The 17,796-nt window shown below is 30.7% G+C and carries 14 protein-coding genes and 1 pseudogene; 12 read left to right on the forward strand and 3 right to left on the reverse strand.

Annotated features, from left to right (window positions below; translation table 11 throughout):
• Positions 1-163: 163 nt before the first annotated feature.
• The 3 genes from FFWV33_RS16615 to FFWV33_RS16625 all read right to left on the reverse strand — a co-directional run bounded on the left by FFWV33_RS16615 (position 164) and on the right by FFWV33_RS16625 (position 5,366).
• A complete protein-coding gene (locus tag FFWV33_RS16615) occupies positions 164-2,533 on the reverse strand; it encodes a GumC family protein (RefSeq protein WP_108741935.1) in 2,370 nt (789 codons plus the stop codon).
• Positions 2,534-2,538: 5 nt separating this feature from the next.
• Positions 2,539-4,416, reverse strand: coding sequence for a polysaccharide biosynthesis/export family protein (locus FFWV33_RS16620; RefSeq protein WP_159086063.1), 1,878 nt, complete (start codon positions 4,414-4,416; stop codon positions 2,539-2,541).
• Positions 4,417-4,622: 206 nt separating this feature from the next.
• Positions 4,623-5,366 carry a LytR/AlgR family response regulator transcription factor gene (locus FFWV33_RS16625; RefSeq protein ID WP_108741937.1) on the reverse strand — a complete coding sequence of 248 codons (744 nt, stop codon included), beginning with the start codon at positions 5,364-5,366 and terminating at the stop codon, positions 4,623-4,625.
• A 749-nt stretch (positions 5,367-6,115) separates the two neighbouring features.
• Between FFWV33_RS16625 and FFWV33_RS16630 the strand changes: the two genes are divergently transcribed.
• The 12 genes and pseudogenes from FFWV33_RS16630 (at position 6,116) to FFWV33_RS16685 (ending at position 17,793) form a co-directional block, all read left to right on the forward strand.
• Positions 6,116-6,379: a hypothetical protein gene (locus tag FFWV33_RS16630; RefSeq protein WP_108741938.1), complete on the forward strand. Its 264-nt coding sequence runs from the start codon at positions 6,116-6,118 to the stop codon at positions 6,377-6,379.
• A 126-nt stretch (positions 6,380-6,505) separates the two neighbouring features.
• Positions 6,506-6,622 carry a hypothetical protein gene (locus FFWV33_RS19800; RefSeq protein ID WP_425433146.1) on the forward strand — a complete coding sequence of 39 codons (117 nt, stop codon included), beginning with the start codon at positions 6,506-6,508 and terminating at the stop codon, positions 6,620-6,622.
• A 355-nt stretch (positions 6,623-6,977) separates the two neighbouring features.
• Positions 6,978-7,523 (forward strand): annotated as a pseudogene (locus tag FFWV33_RS16640) (NAD-dependent epimerase/dehydratase family protein); the annotation flags it as partial.
• A 4-nt stretch (positions 7,524-7,527) separates the two neighbouring features.
• Positions 7,528-8,916, forward strand: coding sequence for a nucleotide sugar dehydrogenase (locus tag FFWV33_RS16645; RefSeq protein ID WP_108741941.1), 1,389 nt, complete (start codon positions 7,528-7,530; stop codon positions 8,914-8,916).
• 155 nt (positions 8,917-9,071) lie between these two features.
• A complete protein-coding gene (gene pseB / locus FFWV33_RS16650) occupies positions 9,072-10,082 on the forward strand; it encodes a UDP-N-acetylglucosamine 4,6-dehydratase (inverting) (RefSeq protein WP_108741942.1) in 1,011 nt (336 codons plus the stop codon).
• Between the two features lie 3 nt (positions 10,083-10,085).
• Positions 10,086-11,264, forward strand: coding sequence for a UDP-4-amino-4,6-dideoxy-N-acetyl-beta-L-altrosamine transaminase (pseC, locus tag FFWV33_RS16655; protein ID WP_108741943.1), 1,179 nt, complete (start codon positions 10,086-10,088; stop codon positions 11,262-11,264).
• A complete protein-coding gene (pseF, locus tag FFWV33_RS16660) occupies positions 11,257-11,946 on the forward strand; it encodes a pseudaminic acid cytidylyltransferase (protein ID WP_108742590.1) in 690 nt (229 codons plus the stop codon). Before pseC ends, pseF begins: the two co-directional genes overlap by 8 nt.
• Positions 11,933-12,946, forward strand: a complete 1,014-nt coding sequence (locus FFWV33_RS16665; protein ID WP_108741944.1) for a GNAT family N-acetyltransferase — start codon at positions 11,933-11,935, stop codon at positions 12,944-12,946. Before pseF ends, FFWV33_RS16665 begins: the two co-directional genes overlap by 14 nt.
• A complete protein-coding gene (pseI, locus tag FFWV33_RS16670; protein ID WP_108741945.1) occupies positions 12,946-13,986 on the forward strand; it encodes a pseudaminic acid synthase in 1,041 nt (346 codons plus the stop codon). Before FFWV33_RS16665 ends, pseI begins: the two co-directional genes overlap by 1 nt.
• Positions 13,987-14,037: 51 nt before the next feature.
• A complete protein-coding gene (locus FFWV33_RS16675) occupies positions 14,038-15,834 on the forward strand; it encodes an ABC transporter ATP-binding protein (RefSeq protein ID WP_245891560.1) in 1,797 nt (598 codons plus the stop codon).
• Between the two features lie 36 nt (positions 15,835-15,870).
• Positions 15,871-16,773: a glycosyltransferase gene (locus FFWV33_RS16680; RefSeq protein ID WP_108741946.1), complete on the forward strand. Its 903-nt coding sequence runs from the start codon at positions 15,871-15,873 to the stop codon at positions 16,771-16,773.
• Positions 16,774-16,797: 24 nt separating this feature from the next.
• Positions 16,798-17,793, forward strand: coding sequence for a hypothetical protein (locus tag FFWV33_RS16685; RefSeq protein WP_108741947.1), 996 nt, complete (start codon positions 16,798-16,800; stop codon positions 17,791-17,793).
• The last annotated feature ends 3 nt before the right edge of the window (positions 17,794-17,796 follow it).

Consider the following 17,796-nt stretch of genomic DNA (forward strand, 5'->3'; position numbering starts at 1 on the left):
AGCTCTAGTAAAATTACGATAATAGGATGTTCAATTTTGACCCTTGTAATAAGTGTTGCACTGGAGTAATAAGTGAATTTATAATTATTTTCGCTACATTATTTTCGATAAATAACTACTTAATATACTATAAGAGAAATATATAGTGCTCTGCAGCCTTTTATTAAGATCTATTATTATGTAAATAGGATTTAATAAATAAAAATGGATTTTTGAAGAAATTTCTACTACTCTCGATTTCATTATTATAACCATATCCATATCCATAATTATAGCTGTACCCGCCTTTTTCTTGAATTCCATTGAGTATAAAAACCATATTTTTAATTTTAGCACTCTCACTTAAAGTAGCTGCATAGGCAATTAACTGTTTTTCTGTATAGTTTTGCATAGTTACATACAAAGTTAAGTCTGCACTACCTGTAATCAAAAAAGTATCATTTACATATATGGTTGGAGCAGTATCTACTATAATATAATCGTACTCTTTTTTGGCCTCATTTATAAATTCTTCAAACCTACCATTTGAAATAATATTCGAAGGATTTGGTGGAATACTTCCTGAAAAAATGACATCCAAGTTTTCATTATAAGGGTTTCTATCTACTACCACCTCTTTCCATGACACATTTTTATTATGCAAGTAAGTCGACAAACCTTTATCTACATTAGCCATATCCAAAGAAATATGGAGCTTAGGTTTACGCAGATCTGCTCCTACAAGTAATACTTTTTTATTATAACTCGCAAAAGCAAGACTTAAATTTGTTGCGATAAATGTTTTGCCTTCGCTCATGATAGAAGAAGTTACCAAAATCACTTGCCCCACATTATTATCTTTTGACGGTAGTGAAAAATTAACATTAGAAGATAAAATTCTAAAACTTTCGGCGTGAACAGAACGGTCATTTTTATCTTTAAATAATTTAAAATCTTTAAAAAATGGAATCTCTGCAACAACTGGAATCTGAGATTTTCTAAAAAACAAATCTTTGGCATCCTTAACTTTAGTATCTAGTAAATTATAAATAAAAATAATACCAAATGGGAGGCCTAAACCTAGAAATAATGCCACCAATAGCGTTATATTTCTTTTAGGTGCAATAGGTCCTAGACTTGCATTAGCATATTCAATAATTTTAATCGAAGGAGCTGTTACAGCATAAGCTATTGCAGATTCTTCTCTTTTCTGAAGTAATAACAAATATAAATTTTCTTTGATTTGTTGTTGTCTATCAATACTCCTAAGTGTTTTCTCATTCGATGGAATTTGAAAAACTATCTCCGAAGATTTTGAAAAATCAAATTGCTGTTGTGATAAACTAACTTTTAGTTGTTTGTTGTAGGTAACCACAGATTCATTTATACTATTTTTTAACACAATAATTTGTGCATCCAATCCATTCAAAACTGGATTATCATTACCAGCAGTTTTTATCAATCTTTCTCTTTGTATAACTAATGTGTTATATTCATTTACTATGCTATTAATTATTTCATTATCAAGACCTATATTTGCTGGTAAAACAGAATATTTTGCACTATTTAGCGCATCTTTTAATATTTTAGATAGCTGTATCTGCGTTTCTATTCTAAATAAATTCTCGTCAGACTTTGACTTTCTAGAAATATCAATTGCTGCATCAGCCTCAATATAACTGATATCGTTAGCTTTTTTAAAATCTCTTTTATGACTTTCTATACTATCCAGTTCAAATTTTAAATTTTTAAAACGATCATCGATAAATTCTACAGTTTTTTTATTTACTAATCTGCGGTCATTTATTCCATCTTGATTAAATACCTCTACTATTTTATCTATTATAGCTATACCTCGATCTGTATTGACATCCTGTACTTTTATAGAGAGTATATCGCTATCTTTCCCTACGTTACCAATGGCAATCTTTCCAATTAATGATTCTAAAGCCGATCTAAATGTAACTATTTTTACCTTTATCTCTCTGCTATCTAATGTCGCCTTGGAATTTAAATTTGGTTCGATACTAATTTCAACATTATTAATTTTAGTTTTAACGTGGGTACCCTTTACGTAAAAATCTCTCTTATTTTCCTGCTTTATTGAATAACCGTCTTTTTTTAATGTAATAGATAAATTGATTGAACTAAATAAGACATCATCTGCCACTAGTGCAACTACACTTATCGGTGAATTCCAAAGTTGAGTATCTCTAAATCGACCAGTAGTAGAATAGGAAGTCATAAGGTTTAGCTGCGACACAACAGGTGCAAATAACCGTCTCGATTTCATCGTTTCAATTTCATTATCGAGGTTAATCCCACTCCTACTCGCCATCATCCCCAAAAGCTCTGAGGGTAGTTTCAATCCTTTGTTACTTTCTTCAAGAATCTTGATTTTGGATTCAATAGCGTACACAGGGCTTGTATAATGTAGATAAAAATAGGCTACAAATAGCGTAAATATTGCACTGAGTAAAAAATATTTCCAGTAGGATAAATAGCTAAATATTTCCTTCTTAAGGTCGAATTGTTCTTCAAATGTATTATCCAATGGTATTATTTTTTTATTAGTAACAATGCAGTGAGTAGAAAGGATATAACAGAGACAAAGGTTCCAGTATTTCCGATTATACCTGAGGATTTTATTTTGGACTCATTCGGGTTTACTATTATTACATCGTTTTTTTTTATGTAATATAATTGAGTATCCATCCAATTTTTAGAAGTTAAATCTATATGGTAAATGGTTTTAGTGTCATTTTCATTTCGTATTAACAAAACATCTTTTCTTTTGCCATTAATTGTCAGATCTCCAGCCAAACCAAGCGCTTGAAAGATGGTCAAATTCTTTTCATAAAAAGTATACATTCCTGGTGATCTAACTTCTCCTAAAATTGTAATTTTTGAGTTTAAAATTCGAACCTTAACAATAGGTTCTTTTAAATGCCCTTCGCCTATCAATTTATTTTTTAGATATGCTTCTAACTCTAAAGTACTTTTATTGTTTACCATTAAAGTCCCTAACACTGGCATTGTGATATCTCCTTGATCCGATACCAAATAACTTTTAAGTTTGATGATCTCAATACTATTTGCACTTGTACTACTTTCAAGTAAATCAATATTATATATTTTGGAAGACTCCGGGTCTAATGAATAAATTTTAATTGATAAAATATCATTAGATTCAATTTTTTGATTATTTAGTTTAATGTCACTAATAGCATTACTATTATTGTCATTTAAATATAGAATATCTTTTTTTGTAGCACAAGACTGCATTAGACCAATAGACAATACTATTACAAATGGTAAAATAGCATCCCCTAAAAAATTAAAAGTCATCGATCTCATTTTTTCAAGAATAAGAGGTAAAGAAAAGAGCAACATGCCTATAAGTATGATACTAAACAATTGAAAATAGATAGTTTCATTTATCATTAGTAAACTGATAAAAGCCAATACAAAAGTAAATAGCCCTACAAAAATAGATATTTGACAATGGTTAAACCCCAAAGCTAATAGCCTATGATGAATATGATTTTTATCAGCATTAAATGGACTTTTCTTCAAAATTACAAGCCTGACAAAAAATATCCTAGCCGTATCTACCAGTGGATAGAATAATAAAGCTATTAATAAAGTTGGACTGGTCGTATATGAAAAAAGTCCGAAATTTATTTCCTTTAAATTAAGAATATTAATTACCAAAAAAGATATTAAAAAACCAACAATCATAGAACCAGTATCGCCCATAAAAATTTTCTTTCTCCTAGAAAAATTGTATTGCAAAAAAGCTAATATCGACCCCATTAAAGTTATAGAAATGATGAGCAGTGTGATTGAATGGGAATTATAAAATAAAATGCTGCTAACACTTAGAAAACAAATAGCAATTGTTCCTGCCAACCCATCAATTCCATCAATAAGATTATATGAATTAATAATGAGTACATATACAAATGTTGTTAGCGCAATAGCAGGAATAATTCCTATTTTGTAGATGCCAAAAAGGCCAAAAAGGCTATTAATTGAAATACTAGAGTTCAAAGTAATTAATAAGCCTATGCCAAACTGAACTATAAATTTTGTTTTTGCTGATAAAACTAATATATCATCTTTTAACCCCAAGAAAAATAGAACAACAAGAGAACCTATCAAATTATAATTGGAACCAATATCAAATATGGAACCAAAACATGTAAAAGCTAATATAAATCCTATAAAAATACCTACTCCTCCAAGATTAGGTGTTTGTACAGTATGTGAACTTCTGTCTGATGGTATTGCAGTTAGCCCCTTTACTTTAGAAATATTGATAATTACCGGAAAACTAACATAACTAATTGCCCAAGCAATAATAAAAAAAAACAAGTACATGTTATCTGATGAAAAAAATGAGGTTATAAAAAATTTTGGTATCGTATCTTCCACTTTAGTTTAATTTAAGTTGTAAAAGTACTCTCCTACAACAATGTTTGATTTTGATTAGTAATAAGTGAACTTTAATTATTAATAAGTGGTCCTGATAACCATTTAATAATAATTTACACTACCTGTAATTACATAAATGCTATGGAATTGTTGATTTCATATTAATATATTCTAATAAATAAGAGAATCATAAAATCAATCTATCTTTAACTAAGGGTTTTTCCTAAGTTCAAAATAGAGTTCAAATTTTCAAGTTTTCTTTTCGAAACTGGAATATTTTTGTTGTTCGTCATTTCACAATAATATCCATCCGATTTCAAAATAGTAAGGAGGTTATTCATATTAATAATAAATTTGTGATGGATTCGGCAAAAAACATCCGGATTTAATAATTTTTGAAACTCACCAAGATTTTTACTAGCCATTTTACTCATACCATTGTTTAGATATACAATAGTATATCTGCCATCTGCTTCAAAATGACTAATGTCATCTATTTTGATTAATTCTATTTTTTGTACCGAATTTATTGAAACAAATTTTTGAAATTTCTTTTCAGCCAGTTGTACTTGATGAACCTCATTCTCTCCCGCAATCTTGTTTATGCATCTATTTATAATTGTTAGTACTAGCACCGCGTCAAGAGGATATGGTAAAAAGCCAAAAACATTAAAGTTGATGAATTCAAAAGCATCAATTTTAGTAGATGAAAAAATAATTAACTTAGAATTTGTTAACGCTGTTTTTTTTAACAACTCAATAATTTCATCCTTATTCTGACTCGGATCGATAATAATAATATCAAAAAAGTTCTTCTCATACAAAGTCTTAAATTCATCAACGTCATCTGTTGTCTGAAAATTTATTTTTTCACTAGAAGAACTTACTGCAAAATTTTCTATTTGCTCCCTAAGATGTGGTCCGATTCTAAAATAAAGCAGGTTTATCATAATTTTAGTGTTTGATTATCTCAAATTCTTAAAAGCTTTTATTTTCAGAATACATCTTCAGTAAAAACGAACAAGTGCAAAGAATATGTAATATGTGTTTTTCTAAGTATTTCGGAAACTTGTAATAAAAAAAATCTTTCTATAATTTTTTATCCTGCAGCAAATCTATTTTTAAAAAACGTTAAGTGATCTTTTAGTACTTATAAGTTAAAATAACTGAGTAATAATTTAAAGTATTCTCAATTAATTAATTAATTACATATTCGATTAACAAAGAAAAAAATCTTATCTGCTTCAAATGATTTGACTATCTATACTGTCAAAATTGAATTCTTCATTTTAAAATCTTTTATCAGAGAAAATATAAAAAACTAAAAGGAGAATTTGATGTTAGATAGTCTCTTTTAGCTAAAAAAACTACATAATATAAGAGCAGGTATTTACTTTATACTTTTTTATTCTTTTATTCCAAAAAACGAACATTAGAAAAACAACGCCATTAATACATCATGAACAACTTACATGCAATAGTGATACTACTAACATTTTTTGAAGACTCTTCAAAAAATAAATTTTATCTCTTAAAGTTTATTCCATAAAATCATAAATTTTTATCCCTTAAAATACTTGTACGCTATCACATTTACACCTATTACAATTTTCCATCCACTTACTACATTTCGTCTTATTACACTCCAAACATTACTCACTTTTGCACACTCAAGTTCCCTAACAAAAAAGTGATAGAAATGAATGATGTGAACCTATTATCGAAAGACCACTTCGCCGCACATCAACAAGTAGTTTCAGATTACAAATTACTTTTAATATGTGAGAATGAATTAACCACCTATTCAGGTAGGGAAAAAAACCCAATTTATGCGAGGCTTAGAAATGAAATGATTGTGCTACTCCAGCGAATAATTCTCAATAAAAATATAATAGCAGAGAATACAAAAGCAGATCAAGATTACCTACAGACCTTAACAAATGTTAAATATAGCAATTTGTAGCTGATGCTAAAATCTAATAAACAAAATTGGCCTAGTCCTTACTAAATGAAAATTAACAATAAAAAATAGTACATATTATGTACAAAACCACAACAAGAATTAAAGATTGCCGAAAGATTACAAAAAATCGAATTAGAATTTTATTGCCCTTATAAAGAGGAAATGCGGCAGTGGTCACATCGCAAAAAGAAAATTAAAGTACCCTTGTTAAAGTCTTATGTATTTATAAGGCTAAATAGTTAGGAACGATCAAATGTTTTCGAAATCCCTGGCGTAGTCCGGTACTTATTTTGGTTAGATCAGCCAGCGATAGCAACAGATAAAGAAATTTATGAATTAAAAGAATCGCTATCCCTGCCCTATTTAGCAGTAAGCATTGACAAATTAGGTGAAGAATAACGATTGGTTATTCCATCTGGACCATTTAAAGAGAAAGAAGGAATAATTATAAATGCTAATAAAAAATACGTGAGAGTTGCTTTAGAGCAACTAGGATTTTTATTGACTTTAGAATATTAAAAAAAACTTTTTCAAAAAAAACTTTATGAACACATTATGTGACTCATAGCGGCGAAGCCGTTTAAAACCTTCAATCAAGTCTCCTTACGCTATAACTAAGTACGTCAATGAGATGTATGCTGAAATTTTCAGTAACTCGTATGGACTACAAACGATAGGATTGCGTTATTTTAACGTCTTTGGAAGAGGACAAGATCCTAATGGAGCCTATGCTGCCGTAATTCCAATATTTGTTAAAAACTTGATAAATTATCAAAGTCTTATAATAAATGGTGATGGCAACAACACAAGAGATTTTACATATATAGATAATGTTATTCAAATGAATGAATTGGCAATGCTTACAAATAATCCAAATAGTATAAATACAATCTATAATACTGCTTACGGTGAATGTAACACGCTAAATGAGTTAATTATCATGCTCAAAAGTTGCTTATCAACTTATGATCCAAAAATAGCAACAGTTGAAATAATTCATGGTCCTAACAGAGCTGGTGATATTCGTCATTCTTTGGCTAGTATTGATAAAGCAAAAGAACTATTAAAGTATAAACCAAAGTTTTCTATGGAGCAAGGACTTGAAAAAGTTGTAGCATGGTATTGGAAAAATTCAAAAAAATAATTTCATGATAAAAAATATTTGCTGTATAGGAGCAGGTTATGTAGGTGGTCCAACTATGGCTATTATTGCACAAAAATGCCCTCATATAAAAGTTACTGTTGTTGATTTAAATGAAAAAAGAATTGCAGATTGGAATGATCCAAATGTAGATAATATTCCAATATATGAACCTGGTTTAAGTGCAATTGTTGCTGAATCAAGAGGACGAAATTTATTTTTTTCTACTGATGTTGATAGTGCGATTGATGAAGCAGATATGATTTTCATTTCTGTAAATACACCTACTAAAACCTACGGTGTTGGAAAAGGAATGGCCGCTGATTTAAAATACATTGAATTGTGCGCTAGGCAAATTGCTAAAATTGCTAAATCAGATAAGATAGTTGTTGAAAAATCAACATTACCAGTTAGAACTGCCAGTGCAATCAAAAATATCCTTGAACATACAGGAAATGGCGTAAAGTTTCAGATTCTTTCTAATCCTGAATTTTTGGCAGAAGGAACCGCTGTAGCTGATTTGTTGAATCCTGATCGAGTTTTAATTGGAGGGGATACCGATGCAGAAGGTCAAAAAGCAGTTCAGAAATTAGTTGATATTTATTCAAATTGGGTTCCAAAAAATCAAATTTTAACAACTAATATTTGGTCGTCTGAATTATCGAAGCTTACGGCAAATGCTTTTTTAGCGCAAAGAGTTTCATCCATAAATTCCATGTCTGAGCTATGTGAAAAAACAGGAGCTGAAATAAGTGAAATAGCTAAAGCCATTGGCATGGACAACAGAATAGGATCTGAATTTTTAAAATCTTCTGTAGGTTTCGGAGGTTCCTGTTTTAAAAAAGACATACTAAACTTGGTATATATTGCAAAATCATATGGGTTAAATGAAGTGGCTGATTACTGGGAACAAGTAATTATTATGAATGACCATCAAACAGCTCGCTTTGCAAAAAATATAGTTAAAAAATTATATAATACTGTATCAGGTAAAAAAATAGCTATACTCGGATGGGCTTTCAAGAAAGATACCAATGATACTAGAGAATCAGCAGCTATATATGTAGCAGATAATTTACTAGCGGAGCAGGCCAATTTAGTTGTTTTTGACCCAAAAGTTAAAGAACATCAAATATATACTGATTTAAATCATTTAGCAACAAGACCTCATGGAGAAAATATAGAAGGAGTAACCGTTGTAGATAATCCATATGAAGCTTGTAATGAAACTCATGCAATTGCAATTTTAACAGAATGGGAAGAATTCAAAACATATGATTGGGAAAAAATATACAATCATATGCAAAAACCAGCTTTCATTTTCGATGGAAGAAATTTATTAGACAAGAATGAATTGGAACGAATTGGATTTGTATATCAGGCAGTAGGTTCATGATGTTTAGTTAATACCTTCTTTGAATAACTAGCTATTATTAATTTAAAAATACACTATAGAATTCATCCGTATAATAAATTAATAATCTATAGTTCAGAAAAAATCTGGAAAACTAGCACATTAATAATATAAAAATAAATCATAATCAAATATTTATGTTAAACAATAAATCAATTTTAATTACCGGAGGAACAGGTTCTTTAGGTAAAGCTTTAACAGCTCATATCCTAAAAAATTATCCTAATGTACGAAAATTAGTTATTTATTCCCGAGATGAGCAAAAACAATATCAAATGGCTCAAGATTTTCCTTCTCATAAATACACCCAAATTCGTTTTTTAATTGGAGATGTACGTGATAAAGAACGTTTAATACGAGCTTTTAAAAATATTGATTATATAATACATGCCGCTGCTATGAAGCATGTTCCTATTGCAGAATACAATCCTGACGAATGCGTTAAGACTAATATTCATGGTGCACAGAATGTTATTGACGCTTGTTTACAAACAAGTGTAGAACGTGTAGTAGCACTTTCTACCGATAAAGCATGTGCACCTATTAATTTGTATGGAGCTACTAAATTAGCCTCTGATAAACTATTTGTTGCAGCTAATAACATTACGGGTTGGAATCCTATTCGATTCTCAGTTGTAAGATACGGAAATGTAATGGGTTCTAATGGGTCAGTGATTCCATTTTTTATCAATAAGAAAAAAGAAGGCATATTACCGATCACTGATCCAGAGATGACTCGCTTTAATATATCTCTTGAGGGAGGAGTTGATATGGTTATGCATGCACTTGAACATGCGTGGGGTGGTGAAATTTTTGTTCCGAAAATCCCCTCTTATAAAATTATGGATGTTGCAGAGGCCATTGGTCCTGACTGTGTACATAAGGTAATTGGTATCAGACCAGGAGAAAAGGTACATGAAGAAATGATTACTCCATCAGACTCATTTTACACCTATGATTTAGGGAAATATTTCACTATTCTTCCTTCACATCCTAAATGGAAATTGGAAGAGTTTGTAAAAGAATTTTCTGCAGACATCGTCCCTCACGGATTTGCATACAACTCTGGTACTAATACTGAATGGGAAACGATTGATTCCTTAAGAGCTTTAATCACAGAACATGTAGATGCAAATTTTATAGCTTAAACAATGAAAAATATTCCCTACGGACGACAAAATATTACCACAGAAGATATTGATGCGGTAATTGAGACCTTAAAGTCGGATTATTTAACTCAAGGTCCAAAAATCTTAGAATTTGAAAAAGCATTTGCAAATTATATTGGTTCAAAATATGCTGTGGCAGTTGCAAACGGAACGGCAGCTTTACATCTATGTACATTAGCATTAGACGTAAAAAAAGAACAAAAAGTAATTACCACACCCATCACTTTTGCCGCTTCTGCAAATTGCGTAAGATATTGTGATGGAGAAGTTGTTTTTGCAGATATTGACCCTGAAACGTATTTAATAGACTATAATGCAGTTGAAAAACTGCTCAAAGCATCTCCAAAGGGAACTTATAATGGGATTATTCCAGTAGATTTTGCAGGAAGAGCGGTTGATTTAGAAAAATTTAGAGCATTGGCTGATGAGTATAATCTTTGGATTATTGAAGATTCTTGTCATTCGCCAGGAGGTTTTTTTGTAGACTCAAAAGGGAAAGAGCAAAATTGCGGGAATGGAAACTTTGCTGATTTAGCTATTTTCTCCTTTCACCCTGTAAAACACATAGCATCGGGTGAAGGTGGTATGGTAACCACGAATGACGAAGCTTTATACCATAAGTTATTACAACTTAGGACACACGGCATCGTAAAATCTGAAGATGCATTTACAAATTCTATAGAATTTGCGGGAGGTGATACACAATACCCATTATGGTATATGGAAATGCAACATTTAGGGTTTAACTACCGCCTAACAGATTTTCAAGCAGCATTAGGCTTAAGTCAATTAAGCAGAGCTGATCAAGGACTTGCAAGAAGACGAGATATTGCGGCAACCTATTTAGAGGCTTTTAAAAATCAGTCTTTTGTCAAAGGGCAATCTGGAGTAATTGAAGGACACGCTTATCACTTATATATTCTTGAAGTCGAAGACCGTTTGGGTTTGTACAATTATTTACGAACTAAAAACATTTTCGCTCAAATCCATTATATCCCTTGCCATTTAATGCCCTATTACAGACAATTTGGGTGGAGAGAAGGAGATATGTCTCAAGCAGAAAAATATTATAAAAATTGTATTAGTTTGCCAATGTATCCCACATTAACAGCCGAAGAACAACAATTTGTAATTACATCCATACATGAATTTTATGACTAATATTTGTATCATTCCTGCACGAGGTGGCAGTAAACGTATTTTTCGAAAAAACATTAAAATTTTCTTAGGTAAACCTATTATTGCGTATTCAATTGAAGCTGCTATTGATTCCGGTATCTTTGATGAAGTAATGGTGTCAACAGATGATGCGGAAATAGCCGAAATAGCGCTACAATATGGAGCAAAAGTTCCATTTATGCGTAGTAATAAAAATGCAAATGATTTCGCTACTACTTATGAAGTAATAGAGGAGGTAATAGAGAGCTATAAAAAAAGAGGACAATCTTTTGACCAAGCCTGTTGTATTTATCCATGTGCTCCTTTCATTTCAACAAAAAAATTAGTTGAAGCAGCTAGAAAATTAGATAAATTCGAAACCGTCTTACCCATAGTACAATACGGATTTCCTATACAAAGAGCATTAAAAAAAAACGAAGCAGATAGCGTATCATTTATTCAACCAGAATTTGAACTTTCCCGTTCTCAAGATTTAAATGAAAGTTTTCACGATGCAGGACAATTCTATTTTTTCAACCTCAAAAGCTTGTTTAAAAATAAAAGTGTTTTATCAGAAAATACAGGGTGTGTAGTGTTATCTGAAATTGAAGTGCAAGATATTGATAATGAAATTGACTGGAAATTAGCGGAATTAAAATATAAATTACTGTATGGAGTTTCCTAAAAGATATAAAGTTTTAGAAAAAAAAATATTTTCAAAAGGCATTTTTTCACTTATTCCTATTCGCTTTGAGGATAGGATAACAATCATGCATTGGCGCAACGAACAAATTTATCATCTTCGACAAAACCAACCTCTTACCTTAGAAAATCAAGAAAGCTATTTTAAGAATATAGTTTCAAAATTATTTGAGCAAGACCAACCAAATCAGATCTTGTTTTCTATTTTAGAAAATGGAGAATGTATTGGTTATGGAGGATTAGTGCACATTAATTGGATAGATAAAAATGCGGAGATTTCATTTATCATGCAAACAAATTTAGAGCAAAATCGATTTGATGAAATTTGGAGTGAATACTTAAACTTAGTTGAAAAGGTAGCCTTTAGCGATTTGAAATTACATAAAATATTTACCTATGCTTTTGATTTAAGACCCAAATTGTATAGCATCCTATCGAAATCAGGGTATACAGAAGAAGCACGCTTAAAGGAACATTGTCTGTTTAATGAAAACTATATTGACGTATTAATTCATTCAAAAATAAATCATTCTCTTACCCTACGGCTAGCTTCTCTGGAAGATGAAAACATTACATATGATTGGGCATCGAATAAGATCGTACGCCAATATGCAATTCAAAAAGAAGAAATTTATTTTGAAGATCACAAAAACTGGTTTTCAAATAAAATAACAGCAGCAGATTGTATCTATTTTATTGCTGAAGTAAATAACACTCCAATTGGTTCTATCCGTTTTGATATAAACAATATTAAAGAAGCATTGCTGAGTTTCTTGTTAGACCCTCAATTTCATGGTAAAGGATATGGCAAAATAATTTTAGAAAAAGGGATTGAGGAAGTACTTAAATTAAAAGAATTATATAAAATAATTGGTGTTGTCAGTATTGAAAACATTCCGTCGTTAAAAACCTTTAAATCATTAGAGTTTCAACAAGTGAGTGAGATAGACGCATACATTACTTACGAAAAAAAATATAAATAATGAAAATAGGTACATACGAAATAAATAATAGCTCTAAAGTTTTTATCATTGCAGAACTTTCTGCAAATCATAATGGCAGTATCGAAGTAGCTCTGGAAACTATTAAAGCAGCAAAACGTGCTGGTGCTGATTGTATAAAACTACAAACCTATACCGCGGACACTATTACTTTAGATTCTGATAAAGAAGATTTTAAGATAAAAGGAACCATTTGGGAAGGACAAAATTTACATAAATTGTATCAGGAAGCCTATACACCATGGGAATGGCACAAACAATTATTTGATGCTGCCAACGCAGAAGGTTTAGTTTGCTTTTCTTCTCCATTTGATAAAACGGCAGTAGATTTACTGGAGTCCTTAAATACCCCAGCTTATAAAATCGCTTCTTTTGAAATTACCGATATACCATTAATTGAATATGTAGCTTCCAAGGGGAAACCTATCATTCTTTCAACAGGAATAGCCACTATTGAAGATATTGAATTAGCATTAGATGCTTGTAGAAGAGTGGGTAATAATGATATTGCTTTATTAAAGTGTACCTCAAGCTACCCTGCCCCTATTGAAGAAGCAAATATGTGTATGGTAAAAGATTTAGCAGAACGATTTAAAGTCATTTCAGGTTTATCAGATCATACTATTGGAAGTACAGTACCTGTGGTGGCAACCTGCTTTGGTGCAAAAATTATTGAAAAGCATTTTATCTTAGATCGTGCTATTGGAGGACCTGATGCATCGTTTTCAATGAACGAAGAAGAATTTACAGCAATGGTAAAAGCAGTACGAGAAGCAGAATTGGCTATTGGTAAAGTTGATTACACCTTGACAGATAAACAAGCTAAAGGAAAAGATTTTTCAAGATCCTTGTATGTAGTAAATGACATAAAAAAAGGCGAGCTATTTACCGAAGAAAATGTGCGTTCTATCCGACCTGGTTTTGGATTACATCCACGATATTTACCTGAAATATTAGGTAAGCAGGCAAGTACAGATATGGAAAAGGGAGACCGTTTTGAATTGCAAATGATTGCCAAATAAATATTTTTTTACTCAACTGTTATTTTAAAAGTTTTAAATTAAAAGCTACAAATGAATTTGATAAAACAACTTCTCACTAAGTATTTTGAAAACCTAGCCTATTTTTTTAAGCAACTGCGTTATCGCTTGCTTCTAATGATAATACTAGGTGTAGTAGTTGGTGTTCTAGATGGTTTTGGACTAGCGATGTTCATGCCGTTACTAGAAATGGTAAATAATACTGCACAATCTAACGGATCCTCTTTAGGGAACTTAAGCTTTTTAGTAGACGGGATAAAAAGTATGGGGCTTTCTTTGAACCTTGCTACAGTATTATCAATGATGGTGTTTTTCTTTATAATTAAGGGAATTGTTAAATATATCGCTGGTGTCTATAATGCTCTTTTACGCAGATTTTTCATCGACAAATTACGAAACAATTTGCTTTCCGCTTTCAATAAAATAAAATTCAAATATTTTGTTACCTCAGATGTTGGTCGGATTCAAAACACTATGTCTGTAGAAATTGAAAGAGCTTCTGCCGCCTTTTACAATTATGCCAATACATTGCAACAATCAATTATGGTATTGGTTTATGTCAGTTTTGCTTTTTTTGTAGACATACGGTTTGCACTACTTGTCACTATTGGAGGTGGTTTATCTAATTTTTTATACAAGTCTATTTATAAAAAAACAAAAGGGGCTTCTAAAGATTTTTCTACCGATTCTCATACATACCAAGGGCAAATAATCCAGTATGTAAGCAACTATAAGTATTTAAAAGCTACTGCTATTTTAGACATTTATGCTAATCGACTTCGAAAAAGCATTGATGCTATCGAGCAGAGTCGTTTCCGAATCGGAAAATTAGGTGCCATTTTAGAGTCTGCTCGTGAACCTATATTAATTGTAGTTGTTGCAAGTGTAATTTTGATTCAGACTAGGTTACTAAATGCTACATTAGGACCAATATTAATCAGTTTATTGTTTTTTTATAGGGCTTTATCTTCCTTAATGAATTTGCAAAACTCCTACAATCGTTTTTTGGAACTTTCCGGTTCATTGGATAATTTAATGGACTTCCAAAAAGAAATAAATTTAGAAAAAGAGCAAAATGGTAAAGAAATTATCAAGACCGTAAACAGTTCGATAGAACTAAAAAATGTTTTCTTGGCTTATGATAAGGTTGACATACTAAAAAATATTAATTTAAAAATTGATAAAAATGAAACGGTAGCTTTTGTTGGAGAAAGCGGCAGTGGTAAAACAACAGTAGTAAATATTTTAGCTGGTCTTATTCCTGCAGACAAAGGAAATGTATTTATTGATGGTATTGATCGCAATGATATAGACATCAAAACGTATCAAACAAAAATTGGATACATTACGCAAGATCCCGTTATCTTTAATGATACAATTTTTAATAATGTCACTCTTTGGTCAGAACAAAATAAGACGACGTTCAAACGTTTTGAAGAAGCATTGCAAAAGGCGGCAATCGCTGATTTTGTAGCCGAACAAACGATGGGGGCAGAAACGATTTTAGGAAATGATGGCGTTAACTTAAGCGGCGGTCAAAAACAACGGATTTCGATTGCCCGAGAATTGTATAAAGACATTAACATACTGATAATGGATGAAGCAACTTCTGCTTTAGACAGTGAAACTGAAAGAGCCATTCAAGAAAGTATAGATGCCTTAAAAGGAAAATATACTATATTCATGGTGGCGCATCGTTTATCTACTATTCGCAATGCCGACAGGATTATCGTAATGAATAAAGGAGAAATACAACAAATAGGTTCCTACCAATCGCTGATGGAAACTTCTTCATTGTTCAAGAGAATGGTAGACTTACAAGATTTGTAGCTTTTGCAAAATTATAAATATATTAAAAACTAAGTCATGTATAAAATTACAATTGGAATCCCCACATATAGGCGTTCCGAAGCATTAGTGAATCTATTAGAAAATATTAGTAGCTTATCCGGTTTAAAAATTGATTTTGATATAATAATTATTGACGATAGTGGTACTAAAGAATACAATCTAAAGAATAAAGAAGTTATTGAGTCATTTAAAGACTTAAAAATTAATTTTATAATCAATCAATTAAATTTAGGTTTCCCACGGACATTCTTAAAACTTCTAAAAGAATGTAATACTAAATACTTGATTTTAATGGCTGACGATGATCTACTTATAAAAGATAATTTAATAGAAATTTTTGATTTTTTGGAGAAAAAAAATCCTGATTTATTAAGTCCTCAGTGGTTGTATAAATCAGGTAAGTATGGTAGAGGTATAAATTCAACAAGAAAAGTAATACCAGAAGAACATAGACTTTGTTGTGGACATGCACCAGGTGTAATTTTTAATGTCATAAAGGGAAGAGAGTTTATTAGTGTTATTGAAGACAGAATTAATCAATCTTGTAATGCAACTTTAACTTATCCTTTAGTGTCATTGAGTATTGCTTTAATGCTATTTTATGATAATTGCTACTGGTATGCGAAACCAATAGCAATGGAAGGTCAAGCTTGTGAGAGCGGAATAAATGATTCGAAAGGCAATCATTACAGTAGTACAGCCTCTAGAATTCAACAAATCGCTGCTTTTGATGATTATATTTTAACATTCGCAGAATGTGAAAATAGGGAAAAAATATTATTGGCATCGCGCAGTTGGTCTTTTCAAAAAGTTTTAAACTCAAATAAAACCTTAAGAGAAAAAGTTTTACAATATATAAATCCATCTTTAAGTTTTAGAATACATAGAAAGATAAATTTATTATGTAATAAAAAGTAGTCCCTCATTTAATTAAAATCTAAATTGATCAATTCCATAATTAAATTTATTACAGGTAAAGAAATTATTCTTTGTGATAAGCACAGACAAATTGAACCTTTAGCTAAAAATTCTTCTAATAAAAAAAACTATTATTTCTTTGATATAGGTTTAATTTGGAGATACATTCCTTTTAAAACTTCAGATAAAAAAAAACATAAAATAATGTATTTTATTTTATCCTGTATTCAGCCAAAGTATATTATAAGCATGAATTGGCAAACACAAAGAGAAAGTTTATACAAAGTTTGGACTGCTAAACGCAATAATAGTAAATTTATCGTGATACAACATGGAGTCTATGTCGGGGGTACTGTGACTGATGTCCCTCATAAATATACAAAGTGTGACATTTTTTTAACTTGGGGACCCTATTTTACAACTGAGTTTAGCAAATTTAATTCCTTAAAAAAGGTAGAAGTTTTCAACTTCGGTAATTCAATTTACAACAACTTTAATAGAGATAACTATAAATATAAGAGTACTAGAACCAACAAAATACTAATACTTCCTACTGCTCTGGACGCTAAAAACATACTTTATGTAAATGTTTTGATAAAGAAACTTCAAGAGTTAAAGTTTGAAGTGTTTGTAAAAGAACATGGAAAGCAGGGAGTAGAAAAAGATAGAAATGGTCTTTTAAAATATCCAAACATAGAAGCTGTTACCAAGATAACAGGACAATTATATTCCATATTACAAAATAATGACTATGATTTCATTATTGCTGACCACTCTAGCTCGCTTTTAGATGCAATATTCTTCAAAAACAAAGTGCTTTATTGTGACCCTAATAATAAAAGTAACGGCTATACAACTCAGTATTCAAAGTATTTAGCTAATGTGTTTCTAGATAATTACAGTTTGAAATATAAAAATTATTTCGAAGACTTACTTAACATATCAAATCAAGAAGCACTATTAGCTGAAATGATATCCACAGGAAATAATGAGTTAGACAATAAATTTCATTCTAATTAAAAA

This window comes from Flavobacterium faecale (genome assembly GCF_003076455.1).
GTDB lineage: Bacteria > Bacteroidota > Bacteroidia > Flavobacteriales > Flavobacteriaceae > Flavobacterium > Flavobacterium faecale.